Raw genomic sequence first — 18,283 nt, 5'->3', positions numbered from 1 at the left:
TACACAACGAAGAGGGCGGCCCGTAGGCCGCCCCTTCTTCGCGTCCGAAATGCGTCGCCTGCCTATCGCTACAGCCACCGTCGCCATCGGAAGTACAGCAGCGGCCCCAGCGCCGACAGCACCATGAGCCCCAGCGCATACAGATAGCCGAAGTGCCAATGCAGCTCCGGCATGTGCTCAAAGTTCATGCCATAAATCGATCCAATCAGCGTTGGCGGCAGAAACACCACGGCCGCCACACTCAGCGCTTTCATGATGGCGTTCTGCTGAATCGAGATCAGGCCCAGATTGCTGTCCAGCAGGAACTGAATCTGCGTCTGCAGAAAGTTGTCGTGCTCCAGCAGCGACTTCACGTCGCTGGCGAGCGTCTTCAGGCGAACGCGCGCCGCGTGATCGTCATGGATCTCTGTCAGCAGAAAGGGAACTGATCGCCCAACGCTGTGCAGGCTTTCCCGCACGCGCGAGGCCAGGTCGCCGCTGCGCCCGATCGACTTCAACACGCCGCCCAGGTCTGCCGCTGCAATGGACTTCATGGCCGCCGCGTTCTGCGAAAAGATTTCGCGCGACACCGGGTCCAGCGAGTCGCCAATCTCTTCCAGGATGTCGGCATCGCGGTCCACGAGCGTCTCCAGGAAGCACAGCATCACTGAGATGCTGCTGTGGACCTCGGCACTCTCCTTCGACACGCGCAACAGGAACTCATGAAATGCCTTCGGCGTCCCATAGCGCACCGTGATCAGGACGCGGTCCGTGCGAACCAGGGTGATCGACGTCAGCCGCGGCTGTTCCTCCGGGTCGCGCAGCACCGCGCGGACGGTCACAAAGGTTGCGTGGCTTTCTCGGTACAGCGCACTGCTGCTCTCCACCTCGCGCATTTCGGCACGCGTGGGAATCTGCAGAGAGAGCTCCTGCTCCACGCGGTGTTCCTCGTCCGGAGAAGGATCGAACAGATCGATCCAAAGCGCTTCGTCACAGCGGGCGTCCGCATCCGCTTGCAGCTTGCCGTTCACCGGCACGTAGAACGTGATCATTCGGCTTCAGAATAAGCCGGATCCGGATGCTGCGTCCCCCCGAAGGGATCAGAGGTGTAGCATCAACGCAACGCGGTACGTCACAAACGCCGCCACATACGCCAGCACCGTCATGTAGCCGAACTGCGCAATCGGCCACTTCCAGCTATTTGTCTCACGCCGAACCACCGCCAGCGTTGCCGTGCACTGCATCGCCAGTGCAAAAAAGATCATCAGCGCCAGCGCTCCGGCCATGCCGATGTCGGCTCGCAGCAGATCGCCGGGATGCACGCTGTTGTACAGCGTCGACAGGGTCGACACCACACTCTCACGCGCAACAAACGCCGTCAGCAATGAGATGCCAACCGGCCGGTTGAACCCAAGCGGATGCAGCAACGGCTCGATCAACGACCCGATGCGCGCCAGGATACTCGACCCCACCTCGCTCGGCTGCCCATTGTGCAGCGGCAGGTGCGCAAGGAACCACACAATCAGGTTCAGCACCAGGATTACGGTGGCAACCTGCTTCAGAAACACCTTGCTGCGATCCACAATCGCCAGCGCGATCGTGCGCAGGCGCGGCATGCGGTAGTTCGGCAACTCGATCGCAAACGCTGAAGCCTGCCCGCGCATCACCGTAGACCGGAGCAACATCGCCGTAACCAGCGCCGCCAGCAGACCCGCCAGATACAGCCCCATCATCGTCGCAGCCTGCAGTCCGACGACGCCGCCCAGCGGTCCCGCGAACAGCGGGCGCGCCGGGATAAACGCCGCAATCAGCAGCGCATACACGGGCAGCCGCGCCGAGCACGTCATGAATGGAGCGATCAGGATTGTCGCAATGCGGTCGCGCTTCGACGGAATCGCCCGCGTCGCCATAATGGCTGGCACCGCGCAGGCGTACGCCGACAGCAGCGGCAGAAACGACCGGCCGTTCAGCCCCACGCGTCCCATGGTGCGGTCCGCAATTACGGCCGCGCGAGCCATGTAGCCGCTGTCCTCCAGCACCGTGATCACCAGGAACATGCAAAGAATTTGCGGCAGGAAGCCCAAGATCGATGCAATCCCGTTCCAGATGCCGTCCACCACGATGGCCCGCAGAATGGTATCCGGCAGGATCGTCCCAGCCCGGGTGCCCAGGTCGCCCAGCCAGTTCGTCAGCGCCTGCCCCGCCGGGTACGCCACGCGAAAGATCACCTGGAACGCGAACAGCAGAAAGATCAGGCAGAGGATCGGCCCGGCAACCGGGTGCAGCGCCCAGCGGTCCACCGCGCGCGTCAGCGTCGAGTGCTGCGGCCTGCGGTACGCACCCGCCGCCGTCAAGTCGCCGCAGTTCGGCGCGCACGGAGCGGCATTGCCACCGGCCTGTAGCACGGGTAAGACGTTTGCAGGGGAATGATCCTGCTTGAGCCATTGGTGAACGGCGTCCATGCCGGTACCACGGGCCGCGCTGATTAGCGTCGTTGGTGTGTGCAGTTCGCGTGCCACGGCCAGTGGATCGATGTAGCCCTTGCGCTGCTCCAACTCATCCGCCATGTTGATCAGCAGCATGGTCGGCAGCTTTCTTGCCAGGACTTCGCCGATCAACAGGCTGTACTTGTGAAACTGTGTGCCGTCGACGACCAGCAACACCGCATCCAGCCGTGGCAGGTGCGGCTGCTTGCCTTCCAAAATGGTGACAGCGATCTTCTGGTCTTCCGAGGAGGGAGTCAGCGTCCAAACGCCTGGCAGGTCGATGACGGTCTTGCTCGTCCCGCGCAACCGCCCGCTGCGGTGCTCCACCGTCACGCCGGAGTAGTTCGACACCTTCTGACGCAACCCGGTCAGCCTGTTGAACAGGGTCGACTTGCCAACGTTCGGTGGCCCGATTAGGCCAATGGTCTGGAACTCCATGGCTACTCGGACCTGCGAATCTTCACGCTTTGCGCCGTGCTCTCGCGCAGAGCAACGTCGGACCCGTCCACGCGCACAATCAGCATGGTCTTCCGGCTCAGGTGGCGAACAATCTCCACCTCGGCGCCCGGCACAACGCCCAGCCCGCACAACTGGCAGTGCGCATCGCTCACCGCCACGCCGGTGACAACCGCTCTTTCTCCCGTGCTCAACTCTGCCAGATGCAACGGTAACTCCGGGGCAAGCAAGTTTGAGAAATGCCCCGTTCACCATCATACCAAGATTGCGGACCAGCTTGGTCTGACATCGCGAGCCGAGTCGGGCGACGCGCGACAGCGTATAACGTTCTTACCGCAACCAACTTGCACCTTGGGAGACCCGATGCGTCGTCTTGCTGTCCTTGCCGTGGCTGCCGTTCTGATTCAGCCGCTTTTGTCGCTCACCGCACAGCAGGCACAGGCCGCCAACGGCACGCCAGACACCAGCAAGCCGCTCCAGGGTTTCACCGCAGCGGACTCCGCCACGGAACGCCAGTGGGAAGCGAAGTTTCAGGCGCTGCCCGACGCAAAGAAGATCAGCGACAACCTGCACCTGCTGGCCGCGCACCCGCACAACGTTGGTTCCGCCGCCCAGCGTGCCAACGCCGAATGGCTCCTGAAGCAGTACCAGTCCTGGGGATGGGACGCCAAAATCGAGCAGTTTGACGTGCTCTACCCCACGCCGAAGACGCGCGTCCTGGAACTCACCGGGCCCAAGCCGTACAAGGCGCGGCTCAGCGAACCCGAAGTCGCCGAAGATCCGTACACCCACGACAAGAGCCCGGCCATGCCGCCGTACAACATCTACGCCGCCGACGGCGACGTGACCGCTCCGCTCATCTACGTCAACTATGGCAACAAGGCCGACTATGAAGAACTGGACCGCTATGGCGTCAGCGTCAAGGGCGCGATCGTCATTGCTCGCTACGGCGGTGGCTGGCGCGGCCTGAAGCCGAAGCTGGCGGCCATGCACGGCGCGGTTGGCTGCATCATCTACAGCGACCCGGCCGACGACGGCTTCGGCACCGGTGACGTCATCCCCTCCGGTCCCATGCGGCCGGAGTGGGGAGTGCAGCGCGGTTCGGTTGCCGACACCACGCTCTACGCGGGCGATCCGCTGACCCCCGGCGTAGCGTCCGTCCCAGGTGCAAAGCGCCTGGCGATCGCGGACAGCAAGGTCATCATGCCGATCCCGACCATTCCGGTCAGTTGGGGTGATGCGCAGCCTCTGCTCGCCTCACTGCAGGGCCGCACAGTGCCCGCCGGCTGGCGCGGAGCGTTACCGCTTACGTACAAGTTCGGCCCCAGCGCTTCCAAGGTTCACCTGAAAATCGAATCCGACTGGGGCACCAAGCCGGTGCTCGACGTGGTCGCCACCCTGAAGGGCTCCGAAGAGCCTGAGACGTGGATTGTTCGCGGCAACCACTATGACGGCTGGGTCAACGGTGCCGACGACCCGATCAGCGGGCAGTCCGCCATGATCGAAGAAGCACGCGCCTTGGGCGAGCTGCACAAGCAGGGATGGCAGCCCAAGCGGACGCTGGTTTATGCGTCGTGGGACGGGGAAGAGCCGGGACTACTGGGCTCGACCGAGTGGGCGGAGGCGCATGCGGACGAGCTGACCAAGCACGGCGCTATTTACATCAACTCCGACGAGAACGGCCGGGGCTTCTTTGGCGCGCAGGGATCGCAGAGTTACGAACTGCTGGTCAACGACGTGGTTCGCGAGATGACCGATCCCGAAAGCCACACCTCCGTTTTTGCCCGGCAGAAGGCAGCACAGCAGGCCGGTCGCGGCCGGGGCGGTGCTCGTCCCGATGCGGGTGAGGCGCGCGCGACCGTCGCGCTCGGACCGGCGGGCAGCGGCTCGGATTACGCCGGGTTTGTCGATCACCTGGGCGTCGCGTCGATCAACATCGGCTTTGGCGGCGAAGACCACAGCGGCACCTACCACTCCGCGTACGACACGCCGTGGCACTGGGACCAGTTCGCCGACAAAGACCAGGTCTACGGCAAGCTGTTTGCACAGACGGCAGGCACCATGGTCATGCGCGTGGCCGATGCAGACGTGATGCCGCTCAGCTTTCATGAACTCGCGCTGACTGTTCGCGATTACAGCGAAAATCTCAAGTCTGAGGTGAAGGATCTGCGTCAGGCGGCCGAGCGCCGCAACCGCGCCTTGCAGGCCGGTGCGTACAAGCTTGCAGACGATCCCAAGAACCCGCTTCTGCCGCCTCCAGCCTTGCCGGTGCCGCCCCAGATGGACTTCAGCACCCTGGATGCGGCGGTCAGTAGACTCGACGCGGCGGCGACGAAGTATGGCAGCGTTAGCGCTAACGCTGCTGCCCTGTCGTCAGCCCAGCGTTTAACCCTGAACAACGATCTGGCAGTCGCGGAGCGCAAGCTGCTGAGCGACGCCGGTCTGCCAGGCCGTCCCTGGGTGAAGCATTTGCTGTATGCGCCGGGCACCTACACCGGCTACGGCGCCAGCACCTTGCCAGGCGTTCGCGAAGCGGTCGAAGATGGGCGCTACGATGAGGCGCAGCAGCAGCTTGGCGTTCTGGTGCAGGCACTGACGAACGAGGCTGCTTATATTGAGAAACTCGCCGGCGAAGCTGGCGGGCAGTAGACGAACGATACCGCTTTCGTAAGGAGACAGCTATGACAGGTCGTCGCGAGTTCTTGAAGATGTCAGGTTTGGCGGCAGGCGCTCTGGCGCTCTCGCCTTCCATTCGGGCGTGGGCCGCTGAGGCTTCGCAAGCCGTTGCAACGCACGCAATCGGGGTTTTGCCGCCGCTCGGCTATGCACCGGACTCGCTGGAGCCGTTCATCGATGCGCAGACCATGTCGATTCACCACGACAAGCACCACAAGGCCTACGTGGACAACCTGGTGAAGGCGATCGGGGACGATCCGAAGCTGTCGGCCATGCCCGTTGAAGCTCTAGTGGCAAACCTGCAAGTGGTACCGGAGGATAAGCGGACCGCCGTACGCAACCAGGGCGGTGGACATGCGAACCATTCGCTGTTCTGGCCATCGCTGGCGAAGAACAACGGTGCGCTGCCGAAGGGTGATCTGGCCGCGGCCATCGACAAGAGCTTCGGTAGCTTTGCGGGATTTCAGACGGCCTTCACCAAGGCCGCTCTCGCCCAGTTCGGTAGTGGGTGGGCTTTTTTGGCGATGAAACGCGGTGGTGAGGTCGGCGTTGCACAGATGGCCAACCAGGACTCTCCGCTCGGCCTCGGCATGTTTCCGATCATGGGGATCGACGTGTGGGAGCACGCCTATTACCTGAAGTACCAGAACCGCCGGCCGGAGTACGTGCAGGCGTTCTACAACGTCATCAACTGGGACTTTGCTCAGGAGCGGTACGCCGCGCTAAAGAAGGTTTAGTGTCAAAGCGCTTCGCGGCGCTCCATCTGCAAAGAAAACGCCGGCGCGAGGCCGGCGTTTTCGTGCAGCGGAGGAGGGACTAGGCGGTGCGGCCCACTTCGCGGAGACGGGCAGCCTTGCCACGCAGACCGCGCAGGTAGAAAAGCTTGGCGCGGCGTACTTCGTACGAGCGAACCTTCTCGACCTTGTCGACGACCTTGGAGTTGAACGGGAAAATGCGCTCGACGCCTTGGCCGAAGCTCATTTTGCGGACGGTGAAGCTACCCTGCGGTCCGTTCTTGCGGGCGATGCACATGCCCTCAAACGCCTGCAGACGCTCCTTGTCGCCTTCCTTGATCTTCACCTGCACGCGGACAGTGTCGCCGGGGGCGAACTCGGGCAGATCGGTGCGCTGGAGCTTGTCTGCCAGCTTTTGCATGATGGGGTGAATCGACATGACGCAGTTTTCCTTACTTAGAGTCGTTGTTCAGTATAGCGGAAAAGGGCCGAGGAGTGAAGGAAATTGGGGCTTCCCGCATTGCACCGGGCCGTGAAGCAGGTCAATCGGTCCGGTGAGGGGTTGCGGACGGAGCAGCTGCCCTGAGTTTCCCCAGGATCTTGCGGTCTTCGCGAGTGAGATCTTCCTCGCGGAGCAGGTCGGGGCGATTCTGCAAGGTGGTTTCCAGGGCGCGTTCTCGCCTCCAGCGGCGGATTTCCGTGTGATTGCCGCCTGCGAGAACATCCGGGATCGCCCAGCCGCGGAACTCGGCCGGGCGGGTGTAATGCGGGTAATCCAGCAGGCCGGCGGCGGGGCTGACGGCGAGCGGTGTGTCCGCGTCGGCGGCGGCGCCGTCCGCTGAAAGGCCGAAGCTTTCGTAGTGGGATGAATCCGCATTGCCGAGAACGCCGGGAAGCAGGCGGACGGTCGCGTCCACCACTGCCGCGGCTGCGAGTTCGCCACCGGAGAGCACGTAGTCCCCAATGGAAAGTTGCCGGTCGCAGAGGTGGTCGATGACGCGCTGGTCCACTCCCTCATAGCGCCCGCACAGCAGAACGACGCGCTCCGTTAGCGCTAACGTGCGGGCGACTGCCTGGGTAAACGGCCGTCCCTGCGGCGTGAGCATGATGACGGTCTCGCGCTTGGTGTCGCGGTTGGGCTTCGGCGTGATCCCGAGCGCGTCGGCGGCGGCAAAGATTGGTTCGGGCTTGAGCACCATGCCCTCGCCGCCACCGAAAGGGCGATCGTCCACGGTACGGTGGCGATCGGTGGTGAAGTCGCGGAGATCGGTGGTGTGGACCGTCGCGATACCCGTCTGAAGGGCGCGGGCGACAACGCCGTAGCAGAGGACGCTCGAGAAGAACTCTGGAAAGATGGTCAGGATGTCGAAACGGAGGGCGGTGCGCGAGCGGTTTGCGGCCTCGTCAGCCATTGGCTTCGACCAGGCCGCCGGGAAGCGCCATCTCGATCCGTCGATTTGCCAGGTCGGGGTTGCGTAGGAACTCCAACGCCAGCGGAATGAGAATCTCGTCGCCGTTCGGCTTTTCTACGACCAGAACGGGGGTGGCATTTTCGAGCTTTCTGCCGTTGCGGTCGGTTGCGAAGTGGACGTCGGTGATGGTGCCCAGGTCGTCAGGGCCGTCCCCGCCTGCCACATTGACCAGGGTGCAACCCTGGAGATCGCTGATGTAGAACTCGTCTGGCCCGAGGGCGACGCGCTGGCTGGTCGGAACGACGATTTCGGCGCCCGCAAGGGCTTCCGCAGCTTCGATGCTGTCGACACCGGCGAACTTCAGAACGACCCGGCCGGCGGAGTTACCCGTCGGCAACCAATGATTCTCAAGCTGAACGGGGGTGGGCTCGGCGGTGCCGCGGCGCAGGAAGAGCTCCCGGCGGTCGGCAAACCGGTCCGGGAAGTCGGTGTGGAGATCGCACAGGATCTCGCCGCGGCGACCCTGTGGGCGAACGGCCTGGGCAAGCAGGGTCCAATCGGTTTGGGACGGCGTTGTCACGAGATCAGGATTGCAGAGAAGTTGAGCTGCGGCAAAGTGCAGGAAATCTGCTGCCCGGCTGGAACGCATCCATCACGTTCTTCGAAGTCAGGTCCAGCTCTGCCGACTCGAGGTGTGCCGCGGCAGCGGTTAGTCTTCCGCTGCCTCGTCGCTGCCTTCCTCGTCATCCTCGAAGTCGTCTGCTTCGTCGTCTTCCAGCACGTCGAGCTGCATGCGGTGATTCGCCTTGCTGCCGATGGCACTGAGGATGGTGCGCAGGGAGCGCGCGGTACGGCCCTGTTTGCCGATGACTTTGCCCAGGTCGTCAGGTGCGACGTAGAGGCGGAAGGTGGTGCCGGCGTCGTTGGTGTCGGTGTCGACGTGAAGGGAATCGGGGTCGTCCACGAGCTTTTCGACCATGGCGAGCAGCAGCTCAGACATCCGGTCGGGCAAGGTCTCGGGTGTGTTCTGGGAAGAAGGTACCGTCATGCAAACCTTTAGGTGGATACAGATTGGCGCATCGCTGCGTTGGCGGTTGCGCGCTCCCTTCCTAAGATAGGGCAAGAGAACCGGAGAGGCGGCACGACATTGCAGAAAAAGGTACACCCTGCGCGGCAGAGTGGAGGCCGGCAGGGTGTACGGTGACTCAATTCCCGGAATGGGAATGCGGCGGAGCGGCGAAGGAGCTAGACTGCGACCGGTTCCTGGGCGGGTGCCGGGTTCTTCGCGATCAGCTTGGCCACGATCTCAGAGGGCTGAGCGCCGACGGACTTCCAGTAGTCGATGCGATCGCGCTTCAGGTTGACGGTCGCGGGCTCGGTGCGGGGATTGTAGGTGCCGACCACTTCGATGGAACGTCCGTTGCGGGCGCGGTCCTTTTCGATGACAACGACGCGGTAGTACGGCTGCTTACGGGCGCCTACGCGCGCCAGACGAATCATGACCACAGAAAATACCCTCTCAAACGTTCCGAACTTTGTGGGGAGTGGCGAATCCGGCTCACTGGGAGCCGGGCCACGCGGTGCGCGGCGGGCACACTGATTCCAACCCTATGAGTATCGCCGATTTTGCGCTGTTTGGGAAGTGTAACGTGACTGCCGTGTGATTTTAGCCTGGGGCAGCGACCAGTTCGGAACGAGCGACTGACGTCTTTTCGGCGACTTCAGGGCCGCGGCGGAAAGAGGAACTGGAGCACCTGGCCGAATCGCGCGGCCCAGGCTGCCTCGTTGTGGAAGGCGCCTGCAACCCGCTCGTAGTGCAGGTCGGCGTCCGGGCTGACGGGCGGCCTGGGGCGCTCAAACACGCTGGCGGCGCGGCGCAGACCGCTGGGCAGAGGCGGCGTGGAGCGAGCGTCCAGGTGCCAGCCTTTCCGCTGCAAGAGATGACAGAGAAGATCGGTGTCGCGAACGTGGATTTGGCCTTCGGCTGTGCCCATGTCGAGCCAGATGCGAAGCGGCAGGTGACCTGGGAGGGAGCGGACATCGTCCAGAATGGTGCGGCCGTCCCACCAGACGGAAGGCGACAAGACGCCCAGCTTTCCGAACACCTCCGGCTCTCGCAGGCCGATGGCAAGGGAGATGAGGCCGCCGAGAGACGATCCGGCAAGGCCCGTGTTGGATGGCCCGGGCAAAAGGCGAAGGTCGCGGCGCAGGGCGGGAAGAAGTTCTTCCGTCAGCAGACGGGCGTAGCGCGGGCCCTTGCCGCCGCCCAGGCGAGTGTCGGGCGTGGGGGTGTACTCGGCCATGCGATGGGAGCCGGTGTTGGCGATGCCGACCAGGACGGTCGGTTCCGCCAGCCCGCGCGCGAAGACGTCGTCGGCCGTGTCGCCGCACTGCCAGGTCTGGCCCTTGATGTAGGAGAGCTCGCCGTCAAAGAGGTTCTGCCCGTCGTGCAGCAGCAGGATCGGAAACTGGCGCTCGGGTTGTTGCAGGTACGCCTCGGGGAGCCAGAGGAAGAGATCGCGCGGCGCGGGAAGGACGTCGGAAATCCAGTTCTGCAGGCGGAAGTAGCGCTGCTCAGGCTGTCGCGGAAAGGCCAGACTGGCCGTCGTGAGGGCGGGCGCCGGGGCGGTGTTACCGCGTTGGAGCAGGCTTTCCATGCTTGATACAGTCTCAGCAGGGTAGCAGGCCGGGCGGGACGAAGTTGGCCGGGGAACACCCGAGGGCAGGAGCGCGCGGATGCAGCGGGAGTACTTTGTCGACCATAGCGCGGCGCTCGGACGGTCCATGGAACGGCTCGTCTTTTCCGCGGATGGGGGACACGCAGGGCTCCCGGTGATTGTGTTTCCGAGCTCGATGGGGCGGTTTTTCGAGTTTGAGCACTTCGGCATGGTGGAGGCGGTTCGCGACAAAGTCGAGCGCGGCCAGATCCAGTTGTGGTGCGTGGATTCGGTGGACAGCGAGAGCTGGTACGCACGGGACGTGCCGGGGCGATGGCGAATCGCGCGGCACCTGCAGTACGAGCGATACATCGTGGATCAGTTGATCCCGCACATTCGGTGGCGCACGTGGCGGGAAAGCGTTGCGGTGCTGGGGTGTTCGTTTGGCGGATTTCACGCCATGAGCATGGCGCTGAAGCATCCGGACGTGATCACGGCCGCGCTGAGCATGAGCGGCGCCTTCGATATTGTGGCCGGCATGTTGCGCGGCTACTACGACGACGACGCGTACTTCACGCTGCCGACCCATTTCTTGCCGAACCTGGGCGAGAGCTGGCGGTTGGATCGAATGCGTCGGAATACGTATGTCCTGGCGACGGGCCACCATGACCAGTGCTGGGACGACAACGAGCGGCTGGGGCGGATTATGCGGGAGAAGGGCATTCCGGTGCGGCTGGACGTGTGGGGCGACGGCACGGGGCACGACTGGCCGTGGTGGAAGCGGATGGCGCAGGAGTATCTGTAACGAACGGACGAACGGCTCAGAGAGGCCGGGCATCTCAGACCAGTAAGGAGCATGGCACGTGAAGAAGATCGGCATTCTGTTTGGGCAGGAGAACACGTTTCCACAGGCGTTCGTGGACCGGGTGAACGCGATGGGGCTGCCGGATATCCAGGCTGAGTTTGTACAGATCGGGCCGGTCAAGGAAGCGGTGCCCAGTGGCTACTCGGTAATCGTGGATCGCATTTCGCACGATGTGCCGTTCTACCGCGCCTACCTGAAGAATGCCGTGCTGACGGGAACGGACGTCATCAACAACCCGTTCTGGTGGTCGGCGGATGACAAGTTTTTCAATTACGCTCTGGCCGCAAAGCTGGGCGTCGCAGTGCCGCGCACGGCGATTGTGCCGCACTTCCAGATGCCGCCCGATACGAACGATGTGAGCTTTCGCAACCAGCAGTATCCGTATGACTGGCAGAGCGTATTCGAGTACGTGGGCTTTCCCGCGTTCTTGAAGCCGCACGATGGAGGCGGCTGGCGAGACGTCTTTCACGTTCACTCGCCGGAGGAGTTCTTCGACGCCTACCACCAGACCCGCGACCTGTGCATGACGCTGCAGGCGGCGGTTAAGTTCCGCGAGTATTTCCGGTGCTACGTGGTGGGTCAGCGCGAGGTTCGCATCATGCCGTACGATCCGTCGCGGCCGCACCATGAGCGGTACGTGAAGAATCCGCCGACCTATCCTCAAGAACTGTTGGAGCGGGTGGAGCGCGATGCGCTGACGCTGTGCCGCGCGCTTGGCTATGACCTGAACACGGTTGAGTTCGCCGTGGAAGACGGCGTGCCATACGCGATCGACTTTATGAATCCGGCGCCCGATGCGGACCTGCACTCGGTGGGCGAAGAGAACTTCGAGTGGATTGTGGACGCCGTGGCGCGTCTGGCGGTGGAACGCGCCCAGGCTAACGACGGCCAGGGGCCGGAGCTGCGCTGGGCTTCGCTGCTGGGTCACCAGGCCGAGCTTGCGGGTGCGGCGAAGAAGGCCGCAAAGAAGGGACCTCCACCGCCGAAGAAAGCACCGGCAAAGAAGGAAGCCGGGTTGGGCGCGGGTGGGCCCGCCAAGAAGGCTCCAGCGAAGAAGACGGCGGCAAAGAAGCAGGCAGCGAACGCGAGCCGTGACGAAGACGTTGCGCGCTAGCCGGATGCGTGGCTACACGCCGTGGGCAATGGCGACTGTGTTTGCCTTGGGCGGCTCACAGGTGTGGGCGCAGTTGCAGGGGCCGCCGGCCGGGGTGCCGGTGCCTCCTGCGCCGATCGCCGCGGAACAGCCGAAGCCCGAGCCGGAGGCCGCGGTGCCTGCGGGCGATCTTCACTTCCGGGTTCGGTTGCTGGATGGGCGTAGCAGTCTGCCCATCCGCAACGGGCGTGTGCGCGTGTGGTACGACGAGCGGAACTCGGCTGGCTACCTGTTGACGACAGATCAGCAGGGAGAGGCGCTGTTGCCGGCCCCGAGTGCTGCGCCCGTGCGGGTGCTGGCTGTGCCGGATGGTCTGTTCGACTGCCGCAAGCTTTCGGACCGCGAGGCGATGCCGGGGTACAACCTGCAGCAGATCGCGAACAAGGGAGTGGTGACGGAGAACCACTGCGAGAGTGGATCGCGTGCCGCGTCTCACGCCGGCGAGCTGACGCTGTTTGCGCGGCCGCCTCGGTGGTACGAGAAGCTGAACCAGGGCTCGGCGCAGTAACCGGGCCCGCTCGTATGCGGCTGGCGTAACAACCGATTCACAATGCGATAGCATCTGCATCACCACGGCGGCATCGGCTGTGGCCGGAGGTGCAGATTGCGTCCATCGTTCACGCTCGGGATCGAAGAGGAGTACCAGACGATTGATCCGGAGACGCGCGACCTGCGGTCGCACGTGTCGACGGAGATGCTGGCGCACGGCAAGATCCGGCTGGAAGAGCGCGTCAAAGCGGAGCTGCACCAGTCCGTGATCGAGGTCGGCACGCGGGTCTGCCGGAACATCCAGGAGGCGCAGGAAGACCTCTTCGATCTGCGCCGCAACATGATCCATCTGGCAGAAGAGAATGGCCTGACGCTGGTCGCCGGGGCGACGCATCCATTTGCGGACTGGCGTTCGCAGGAGATTTACCCCGATCCGCGATACGCGCAGGTGGTGGAAGATTTGCAGTTGGTGGCGCGGTCAAACCTGATCTTCGGCCTGCATGTGCACGTGGGAATCGAGGACCGCGAGGCAGCAATTCGGATTATGAATTCGCTGCGGTACTTCCTGCCGCACATCCTGGCGCTGAGCACGAACTCACCCTTCTGGCTGGGCATGGAGACGGGTTACAAGAGCTATCGCGCCAAAGTGTTTGAGAACTTTCCGCGGACGAACCTGCCCGACAGCTTCGCCAGCTACTCGGAGTTTGAGAACTACGTAAATCTGCTGATCAAGACGAACTCAATCGATAACGCGAAGAAGCTGTGGTGGGACGTGCGTCCGCACCCGTTCTTCAATACGGTCGAGGTCCGCGTTTGCGATATCCCGATGCGGGCGATGGAGTCGGTTGCGATTGCGGCGCTGATCCAGGCGACCGCGATGAAGCTGCACTGCCTGCATGCGAACAACGTGGATTTCCGGCAGTACTCGCGGGCGCTGCTGATGGAGAACAAGTTTCGCGCGGTGCGGTATGGCCTGGATGGCAAGCTGATCGACTTCGGCAAGGAGTGCGAGGTGCCGGAGCGCGACCTGATCGCGGAGTATCTGCACTTTGTGGACGACGTGGTCGATGACCTGGGCAGCCGCGAGCAGATCGGGTATATCCGGACGATGCTGGAGCAGGGGAGCGGTGCCGACCGGCAGTTGGCAGTGTATCGCGAGACCGGCGACCTGAAAGCCGTGGTGGACTACATGGCGCGCGAGACGCGGACGGATCTTTAGGCGAGCGCAGATGCCTGTGCAACAGGAGCAGTGATGAGCGAAGCAGACGGGACGCCTCGGCTGGCGGTGTACGGCAGCCTGGCGCCTGGCAAGGAAAATCACGGACAAGTGGCGGACCTGCGTGGGCAATGGCTGGAAGGCACTGTGCGAGGCAGGCTGATCGAGCAGGGGTGGGGTGCGTCGATGGGCTTTCCGGCGCTGGTACTGGACGGCGAAGGCGAAGTCGTTCCGGTGATGGTGCTCGAGTCAGACGATCTGGCGGGCGCGTGGGAACGGCTGGATGAGTTCGAGGGTGCCGAGTACGACCGGGTGCTCACCGAAGTGAGGACGGCGAAGGCGATGGTGTCCGCTTACATCTACGCAGCGAAAGACGCCGCCTAGGGTAGGCGTCCCGATGATTCAGACCGTCGGCAGCCACGCTGGAGTGTAGATTCCGGAAGACGATTCACAGAATTTGCGATGAGCTCGCGCACAACGCCGCGTTTCACGGTATTTTGAAACAAATCATCTTGCACAGACGTAGCACAGGTGATCCATCCTTCCAAGCTGAACCCAACCGCAAACGCACTTCCGCGTCGTTTTGCCGGCGTGTATCCGATTCTGTCACCCCGCAGTCCACCCTGAGGAGAGGCACCATGGATTTCCAGAAGTTCTGTAGCAGCACTTCATTTTCCCGTCGCAATTTTCTTCGTTCGGCCGGCATCGCGTCCGCAGCAATGAGTGTTCCCGCGTTTGCCCAGCAGGCTGCGCAGCCCACGCCGGCCGGACAGGCCGCGGCGGCAGGCGGCTATGGCCGCCGTGGCGGAGACATGGGCGAGTTCCGTCCCTTGCCGCCGGACACCGTCATCATTTCGTCCAACGAAAACCCGCTGGGACCCGCGGGAAGCGCGCTTGCGGCCATGATGCCGGCGGCGAAGAAGGGCGGCCGGTACGACAAGGAATACATGCCGGCGACGATCCAGACGATCAGCGAGCAGTTTGGCCTGCCGTATGGCCCAGGCAAGACGCCGTTTGTGCGGCTGTATCCCGGTTCCGGCGGACCGCTGGACATGGCGCTGATGTCGAACATCAGCCCGGACAAGCCGCTGGTGTGCGGCGACCCGACCTATGAGCAGGGGCCGCGTGCGGCAGCCACCATGAAGACCAAGGCGATCATGGTGCCGCTGGACAAGACGACCTGGAAGTACGACGTGAAGGCAATGTTGGCGGCCCACCCCAGCCCGGGCGCGTACTACATCGTGAATCCGAACAATCCGACGGGCACGATCACGCCGCGCGAAGACATCCTCTGGCTCATCCAGAACAAGCCGGCCGGTTCCGTGGTGATTGTGGACGAGGCATACTTCCACTTCTCGAATCAGGAGTCGGTGATCGACCAGGTTGCCGCAGGGAAGGACGTTATCGTCCTGCGCACGTTCTCGAAGATCTACGGCATGGCAGGCGTTCGCGCCGGCTTCGCGTTTGGTCGGCCGGACTTGCTGGCGAAGTTTGAGACCGTGACGGCGAGCGACCGGCAGCTCGGTTCGATCTCGCTGATCGCGGCGGCCATGGCGCACGCATCGCTCACCGACAAGGACCTGGTGCCGCTGCGGCGCAAGATCAACCGCGACACCCTGGATGACACGCTGAGCTTCCTGGAGAAGCACAACTATAAGTACATCCCGGGATCGCAGGCGAACATGTTCATGGTGGATGTAAACCGGCCGGGGCGCGAGGTTCAGGCTGCCATGCTGCAGGAGAAGGTGGCGATCGGCCGCGTGTGGCCTGCGCTGCCGACGTATGTGCGCGTGACGGTGGGAACGCCGGTCGAAATGAAGGCATTCCAAACGGCGTTTCTGAAGGTGATGAACGGGCCGTCGCAGCCGACGGCGGCGCACCTGGAGATGCTGAACCACATTCCGCACGAAATCTACCGGGCGTAAGGCCAGTCCTCAACCGCACTTCCCAGAGCGCCCCTGGATTCAGGGGCGTCTCTGCGTGCGGATGGGAAAGTTCGGGGCGGAGGTCAGACCCAGCCGGACCTGGCCCAGACCGCAGCCCCGGGGCAAATTGCGGCAGAGAAAGTCTTCCGACGCCTTCATGCATCTGAAACACTAAGGACAATGGCGACTGCATTAGCTACTACCCGACTTACCGCCGTTCCGTACTCACCGACGTTCCAGGCGGGTGCGCGTAACGCCGTGAACACGTGTCTGCGGATCCAGAATGAAGAAAAGGTGACGCTGATCACCGACGAGAAGACCATGGAGATCGCCGCGGCGATCGCGGTGGAGCTGGACCGCATTGGATGCCTCTGGAACGGTTTCGTTCTGGAAGAACTGGCGCCCCGGCCGCTGACGGACATGCCGCGCGCTGTGCTGGACGACATGGAGTCGTCGCAGGTGAGCATCTTTGCGGTGGAAGTGCAGCCGAATGAGCTACGTAGCCGCATGCAGATGACGGACGTCGTGAATCGCAGGCACATGCGCCACGCCCACATGGTCAACATCACGCCGGAGATCATGGTGCAGGGCATGCGCGCCGATTTCGCCGAGGTGGACCGGCTGAGCCAGGCGGTGCTGGACAAGGTGCGCCAGTCCACCTATGTGCGTGCGACGACGCCGGCGGGCACGGACATCCACGTGACGCTGAATCCGGAGTACAAGTGGTTTAAAACGAGCGGCATCATCTCCACGGAGAAGTGGGGCAACCTGCCGGGCGGCGAGTGCTTCACCGCTCCCGATGAAGTGAACGGGGTTTTCGTGGTAGATGGCGTGGTCGGCGACTTCCTGTGCGCGCGCTACGGCATCCTGCGGAAGCAGCCGCTGTCCATCGCGATCGAGGGGAACCGCATCAAGCGGATCTCCTGCTCGAACAAGCAATTGGAGAAGGATTTCTGGGCGTACACGCACACGGACGCGAACTCGGACCGGGTGGGCGAGTTTGCGATCGGAACGAACATTGGCGTGGAGCGGGTGATCGGAAACATTCTGCAGGATGAGAAGTTTCCGGGAATTCACATCGCCTTTGGTGACCCGTACGGAGCGCACACGGGCGCACCGTGGAAGTCTTCCACGCACATCGACGTGGTCGGCCTCGGGTTCAACATCTGGGTCGGCAATGCCAGCGGGGAAGAGCAGATCATGAGCGAAGGCGACTTTCTGCTGGACTACTGATCGTTGAACGCGTATGCGCTGGAAATGAGAAAGGCCGCGAACTTCGCGGCCTTTCCTATCCCGAAGTGGTTTGTTAGCGCTTGACGGTGATGCTGTTGCGGGTGGTGAAGGCGACGGCTGACTCGGCCGGGATGACAACGTCGCGGCTGCCGGTCATGGCACCTGCTGCCGTACCCGCGCCTGCTCCCGCCAGGCCGCCGATGAGGGCGCCCTTGCCGCCGCCAGCCAGGCCGCCGATGAGCGCGCCGACGCCGCCGCCACCACCGATGAAGCCGGCGGTGCGCTTGCCGCGACCCTTTGCCCGAACGGAGTATTCGCTCGTCTCGACGCGGTACCCGCCGATGGAGGTGAGGGCGATACCGAGGTATCCTGCGCCCTTGAAGCGGCCGCGGCCCTTTGCCGAGACGATTTCGCCGCGCACTTCCGTGCCGCGCCGGAAGACTTCAGCACCGTGGACGACCACCGGGCGGCTGAGCGAACCGGTAAAGGGTGTGCCCACATCGTCATGTTCGCCCGACAAGCTCTGGTTGGTGACCACGGTGACGCGGGTGCCAGCGGGAACGGTGATTGCGGCCGGAGCTACCGGTGCGGCAGGTGCGGCAACTACAGGAGTGGCGGCGCGGGCTACCGGTGCGTTGGCCGGCGGAGCGGCGACAGTGCCAGGGGCAACGTTTGCGTCGGACGCGGTAGTCGCCGGGGCAACAGGCTGAGGGCTGGTGCCCGGCGTTCCGGCCGGGGGAGGAACGGCGTTGGTGGTTCCGGTGGGTGCGCTGGCGGCGGTCGGCTGACTGCCGGAGGGCGTTGTGCCGGGCGCAGGCGCGTCGGATTTCTTGCAAGCTGTCGCGAGCAGAGCGGTGGATAAAGCGGCGATCGCTAATGTGGAGCGTTTCAACTGCATCGCGTCCCCTTGTGTGTGCGCCTGGGATTGATGCCAGTCGGCATGAGGGCGCATCTGACCGAGTAGGATGCGTCGAAAAGCGAGCGAGGTGCGCCTTACACTGC

General features: G+C 63.5%; 19 protein-coding genes. 9 read left to right on the top strand and 10 right to left on the bottom strand.

Features of this window, described 5'->3' with window-relative positions:
- Positions 1-68: 68 nt before the first annotated feature.
- From OHL12_RS06755 to OHL12_RS06745, 3 genes are read right to left on the bottom strand one after another with little or no spacing between them, the layout of a single operon-like run.
- Complete coding sequence (locus OHL12_RS06755; RefSeq protein ID WP_263413061.1) at positions 69-1,031, bottom strand: magnesium transporter CorA family protein; 963 nt, start codon at positions 1,029-1,031, stop codon at positions 69-71.
- 48 nt (positions 1,032-1,079) lie between these two features.
- Positions 1,080-2,903, bottom strand: coding sequence for a ferrous iron transporter B (feoB, locus tag OHL12_RS06750; RefSeq protein WP_263413060.1), 1,824 nt, complete (start codon positions 2,901-2,903; stop codon positions 1,080-1,082).
- A 2-nt stretch (positions 2,904-2,905) separates the two neighbouring features.
- On the bottom strand, positions 2,906-3,130 hold the full coding sequence (locus OHL12_RS06745) for a FeoA family protein (protein WP_263413059.1): 225 nt from the start codon (positions 3,128-3,130) through the stop codon (positions 2,906-2,908).
- A gap of 154 nt (positions 3,131-3,284) precedes the next feature.
- On the opposite strand from OHL12_RS06745, the gene OHL12_RS06740 reads away from it, so the two are divergent.
- A complete protein-coding gene (locus OHL12_RS06740; RefSeq protein ID WP_263413058.1) occupies positions 3,285-5,570 on the top strand; it encodes a transferrin receptor-like dimerization domain-containing protein in 2,286 nt (761 codons plus the stop codon).
- Positions 5,571-5,602: 32 nt separating this feature from the next.
- The gene (locus tag OHL12_RS06735; protein WP_263413057.1) at positions 5,603-6,334 is read left to right on the top strand and encodes a superoxide dismutase; all 732 of its coding nucleotides are present in this window, start codon (positions 5,603-5,605) and stop codon (positions 6,332-6,334) included.
- Between the two features lie 79 nt (positions 6,335-6,413).
- On the opposite strand, the gene rplS is transcribed toward OHL12_RS06735, so the two are convergent.
- The 6 genes from rplS to OHL12_RS06705 form a co-directional block, all read right to left on the bottom strand.
- A complete protein-coding gene (rplS, locus tag OHL12_RS06730) occupies positions 6,414-6,770 on the bottom strand; it encodes a 50S ribosomal protein L19 (protein WP_344687742.1) in 357 nt (118 codons plus the stop codon).
- A 103-nt stretch (positions 6,771-6,873) separates the two neighbouring features.
- Positions 6,874-7,743, bottom strand: coding sequence for a tRNA (guanosine(37)-N1)-methyltransferase TrmD (gene trmD / locus OHL12_RS06725; protein WP_263413056.1), 870 nt, complete (start codon positions 7,741-7,743; stop codon positions 6,874-6,876).
- Positions 7,736-8,323, bottom strand: a complete 588-nt coding sequence (gene rimM, locus OHL12_RS06720) for a ribosome maturation factor RimM (RefSeq protein ID WP_263413055.1) — start codon at positions 8,321-8,323, stop codon at positions 7,736-7,738. The genes trmD and rimM overlap by 8 nt, the downstream gene beginning before the upstream one ends.
- 129 nt (positions 8,324-8,452) lie before the next feature.
- Complete coding sequence (locus OHL12_RS06715; protein WP_263413054.1) at positions 8,453-8,791, bottom strand: KH domain-containing protein; 339 nt, start codon at positions 8,789-8,791, stop codon at positions 8,453-8,455.
- A gap of 197 nt (positions 8,792-8,988) precedes the next feature.
- Complete coding sequence (gene rpsP, locus OHL12_RS06710; protein WP_263415090.1) at positions 8,989-9,243, bottom strand: 30S ribosomal protein S16; 255 nt, start codon at positions 9,241-9,243, stop codon at positions 8,989-8,991.
- A gap of 221 nt (positions 9,244-9,464) precedes the next feature.
- Positions 9,465-10,400 (bottom strand): alpha/beta hydrolase, encoded by a 936-nt coding sequence (locus OHL12_RS06705; protein WP_263413053.1) that lies wholly within the window; start codon positions 10,398-10,400, stop codon positions 9,465-9,467.
- A 79-nt stretch (positions 10,401-10,479) separates the two neighbouring features.
- Between OHL12_RS06705 and OHL12_RS06700 the strand changes: the two genes are divergently transcribed.
- The 7 genes from OHL12_RS06700 to OHL12_RS06670 all read left to right on the top strand — a co-directional run bounded on the left by OHL12_RS06700 (position 10,480) and on the right by OHL12_RS06670 (position 17,281).
- Positions 10,480-11,205, top strand: coding sequence for an esterase family protein (locus OHL12_RS06700; RefSeq protein WP_263413052.1), 726 nt, complete (start codon positions 10,480-10,482; stop codon positions 11,203-11,205).
- A gap of 58 nt (positions 11,206-11,263) precedes the next feature.
- On the top strand, positions 11,264-12,379 hold the full coding sequence (locus tag OHL12_RS06695; protein WP_263413051.1) for an ATP-grasp domain-containing protein: 1,116 nt from the start codon (positions 11,264-11,266) through the stop codon (positions 12,377-12,379).
- The gene (locus tag OHL12_RS06690; protein WP_263413050.1) at positions 12,357-12,926 is read left to right on the top strand and encodes a hypothetical protein; all 570 of its coding nucleotides are present in this window, start codon (positions 12,357-12,359) and stop codon (positions 12,924-12,926) included. Before OHL12_RS06695 ends, OHL12_RS06690 begins: the two co-directional genes overlap by 23 nt.
- 96 nt (positions 12,927-13,022) lie before the next feature.
- Complete coding sequence (locus OHL12_RS06685) at positions 13,023-14,126, top strand: carboxylate-amine ligase (RefSeq protein WP_263413049.1); 1,104 nt, start codon at positions 13,023-13,025, stop codon at positions 14,124-14,126.
- Positions 14,127-14,159: 33 nt separating this feature from the next.
- Positions 14,160-14,507, top strand: coding sequence for a gamma-glutamylcyclotransferase family protein (locus tag OHL12_RS06680; protein WP_263413048.1), 348 nt, complete (start codon positions 14,160-14,162; stop codon positions 14,505-14,507).
- A gap of 254 nt (positions 14,508-14,761) precedes the next feature.
- Positions 14,762-16,048: an aminotransferase class I/II-fold pyridoxal phosphate-dependent enzyme gene (locus OHL12_RS06675; RefSeq protein ID WP_263413047.1), complete on the top strand. Its 1,287-nt coding sequence runs from the start codon at positions 14,762-14,764 to the stop codon at positions 16,046-16,048.
- Positions 16,049-16,228: 180 nt separating this feature from the next.
- A complete protein-coding gene (locus OHL12_RS06670; RefSeq protein WP_263413046.1) occupies positions 16,229-17,281 on the top strand; it encodes an aminopeptidase in 1,053 nt (350 codons plus the stop codon).
- Positions 17,282-17,354: 73 nt separating this feature from the next.
- Here OHL12_RS06670 and OHL12_RS06665 read toward each other — a convergent pair whose 3' ends face one another.
- Positions 17,355-18,179, bottom strand: a complete 825-nt coding sequence (locus OHL12_RS06665; protein WP_263413045.1) for a superantigen-like protein SSL4 — start codon at positions 18,177-18,179, stop codon at positions 17,355-17,357.
- Positions 18,180-18,283: the final 104 nt, after the last annotated feature.

Origin of the sequence: Terriglobus aquaticus (assembly GCF_025685415.1) — a bacterium.
GTDB classification, from domain to species: domain Bacteria; phylum Acidobacteriota; class Terriglobia; order Terriglobales; family Acidobacteriaceae; genus Terriglobus; species Terriglobus aquaticus.
The sequence above is the reverse complement of the archived record's forward strand: the minus strand, read 5'-3'. Positions and strand labels throughout refer to the sequence as shown.

Excerpts from the sequence above, each read along its gene's own strand:
- OHL12_RS06755 (WP_263413061.1), bottom strand. The coding sequence starts at position 1,031 with ATGATCACGTTCTACGTGCCGGTGAACGGCAAGCTGCAAGCGGATGCG.
- feoB (WP_263413060.1), bottom strand. The coding sequence starts at position 2,903 with ATGGAGTTCCAGACCATTGGCCTAATCGGGCCACCGAACGTTGGCAAG.
- OHL12_RS06740 (WP_263413058.1), top strand. The coding sequence starts at position 3,285 with ATGCGTCGTCTTGCTGTCCTTGCCGTGGCTGCCGTTCTGATTCAGCCG.
- OHL12_RS06735 (WP_263413057.1), top strand. The coding sequence starts at position 5,603 with ATGACAGGTCGTCGCGAGTTCTTGAAGATGTCAGGTTTGGCGGCAGGC.
- rplS (WP_344687742.1), bottom strand. The coding sequence starts at position 6,770 with ATGTCGATTCACCCCATCATGCAAAAGCTGGCAGACAAGCTCCAGCGC.
- trmD (WP_263413056.1), bottom strand. The coding sequence starts at position 7,743 with ATGGCTGACGAGGCCGCAAACCGCTCGCGCACCGCCCTCCGTTTCGAC.
- OHL12_RS06715 (WP_263413054.1), bottom strand. The coding sequence starts at position 8,791 with ATGACGGTACCTTCTTCCCAGAACACACCCGAGACCTTGCCCGACCGG.
- rpsP (WP_263415090.1), bottom strand. The coding sequence starts at position 9,243 with ATGATTCGTCTGGCGCGCGTAGGCGCCCGTAAGCAGCCGTACTACCGC.
- OHL12_RS06705 (WP_263413053.1), bottom strand. The coding sequence starts at position 10,400 with ATGGAAAGCCTGCTCCAACGCGGTAACACCGCCCCGGCGCCCGCCCTC.
- OHL12_RS06700 (WP_263413052.1), top strand. The coding sequence starts at position 10,480 with ATGCAGCGGGAGTACTTTGTCGACCATAGCGCGGCGCTCGGACGGTCC.
- OHL12_RS06680 (WP_263413048.1), top strand. The coding sequence starts at position 14,160 with ATGAGCGAAGCAGACGGGACGCCTCGGCTGGCGGTGTACGGCAGCCTG.
- OHL12_RS06675 (WP_263413047.1), top strand. The coding sequence starts at position 14,762 with ATGGATTTCCAGAAGTTCTGTAGCAGCACTTCATTTTCCCGTCGCAAT.
- OHL12_RS06670 (WP_263413046.1), top strand. The coding sequence starts at position 16,229 with ATGGCGACTGCATTAGCTACTACCCGACTTACCGCCGTTCCGTACTCA.
- OHL12_RS06665 (WP_263413045.1), bottom strand. The coding sequence starts at position 18,179 with ATGCAGTTGAAACGCTCCACATTAGCGATCGCCGCTTTATCCACCGCT.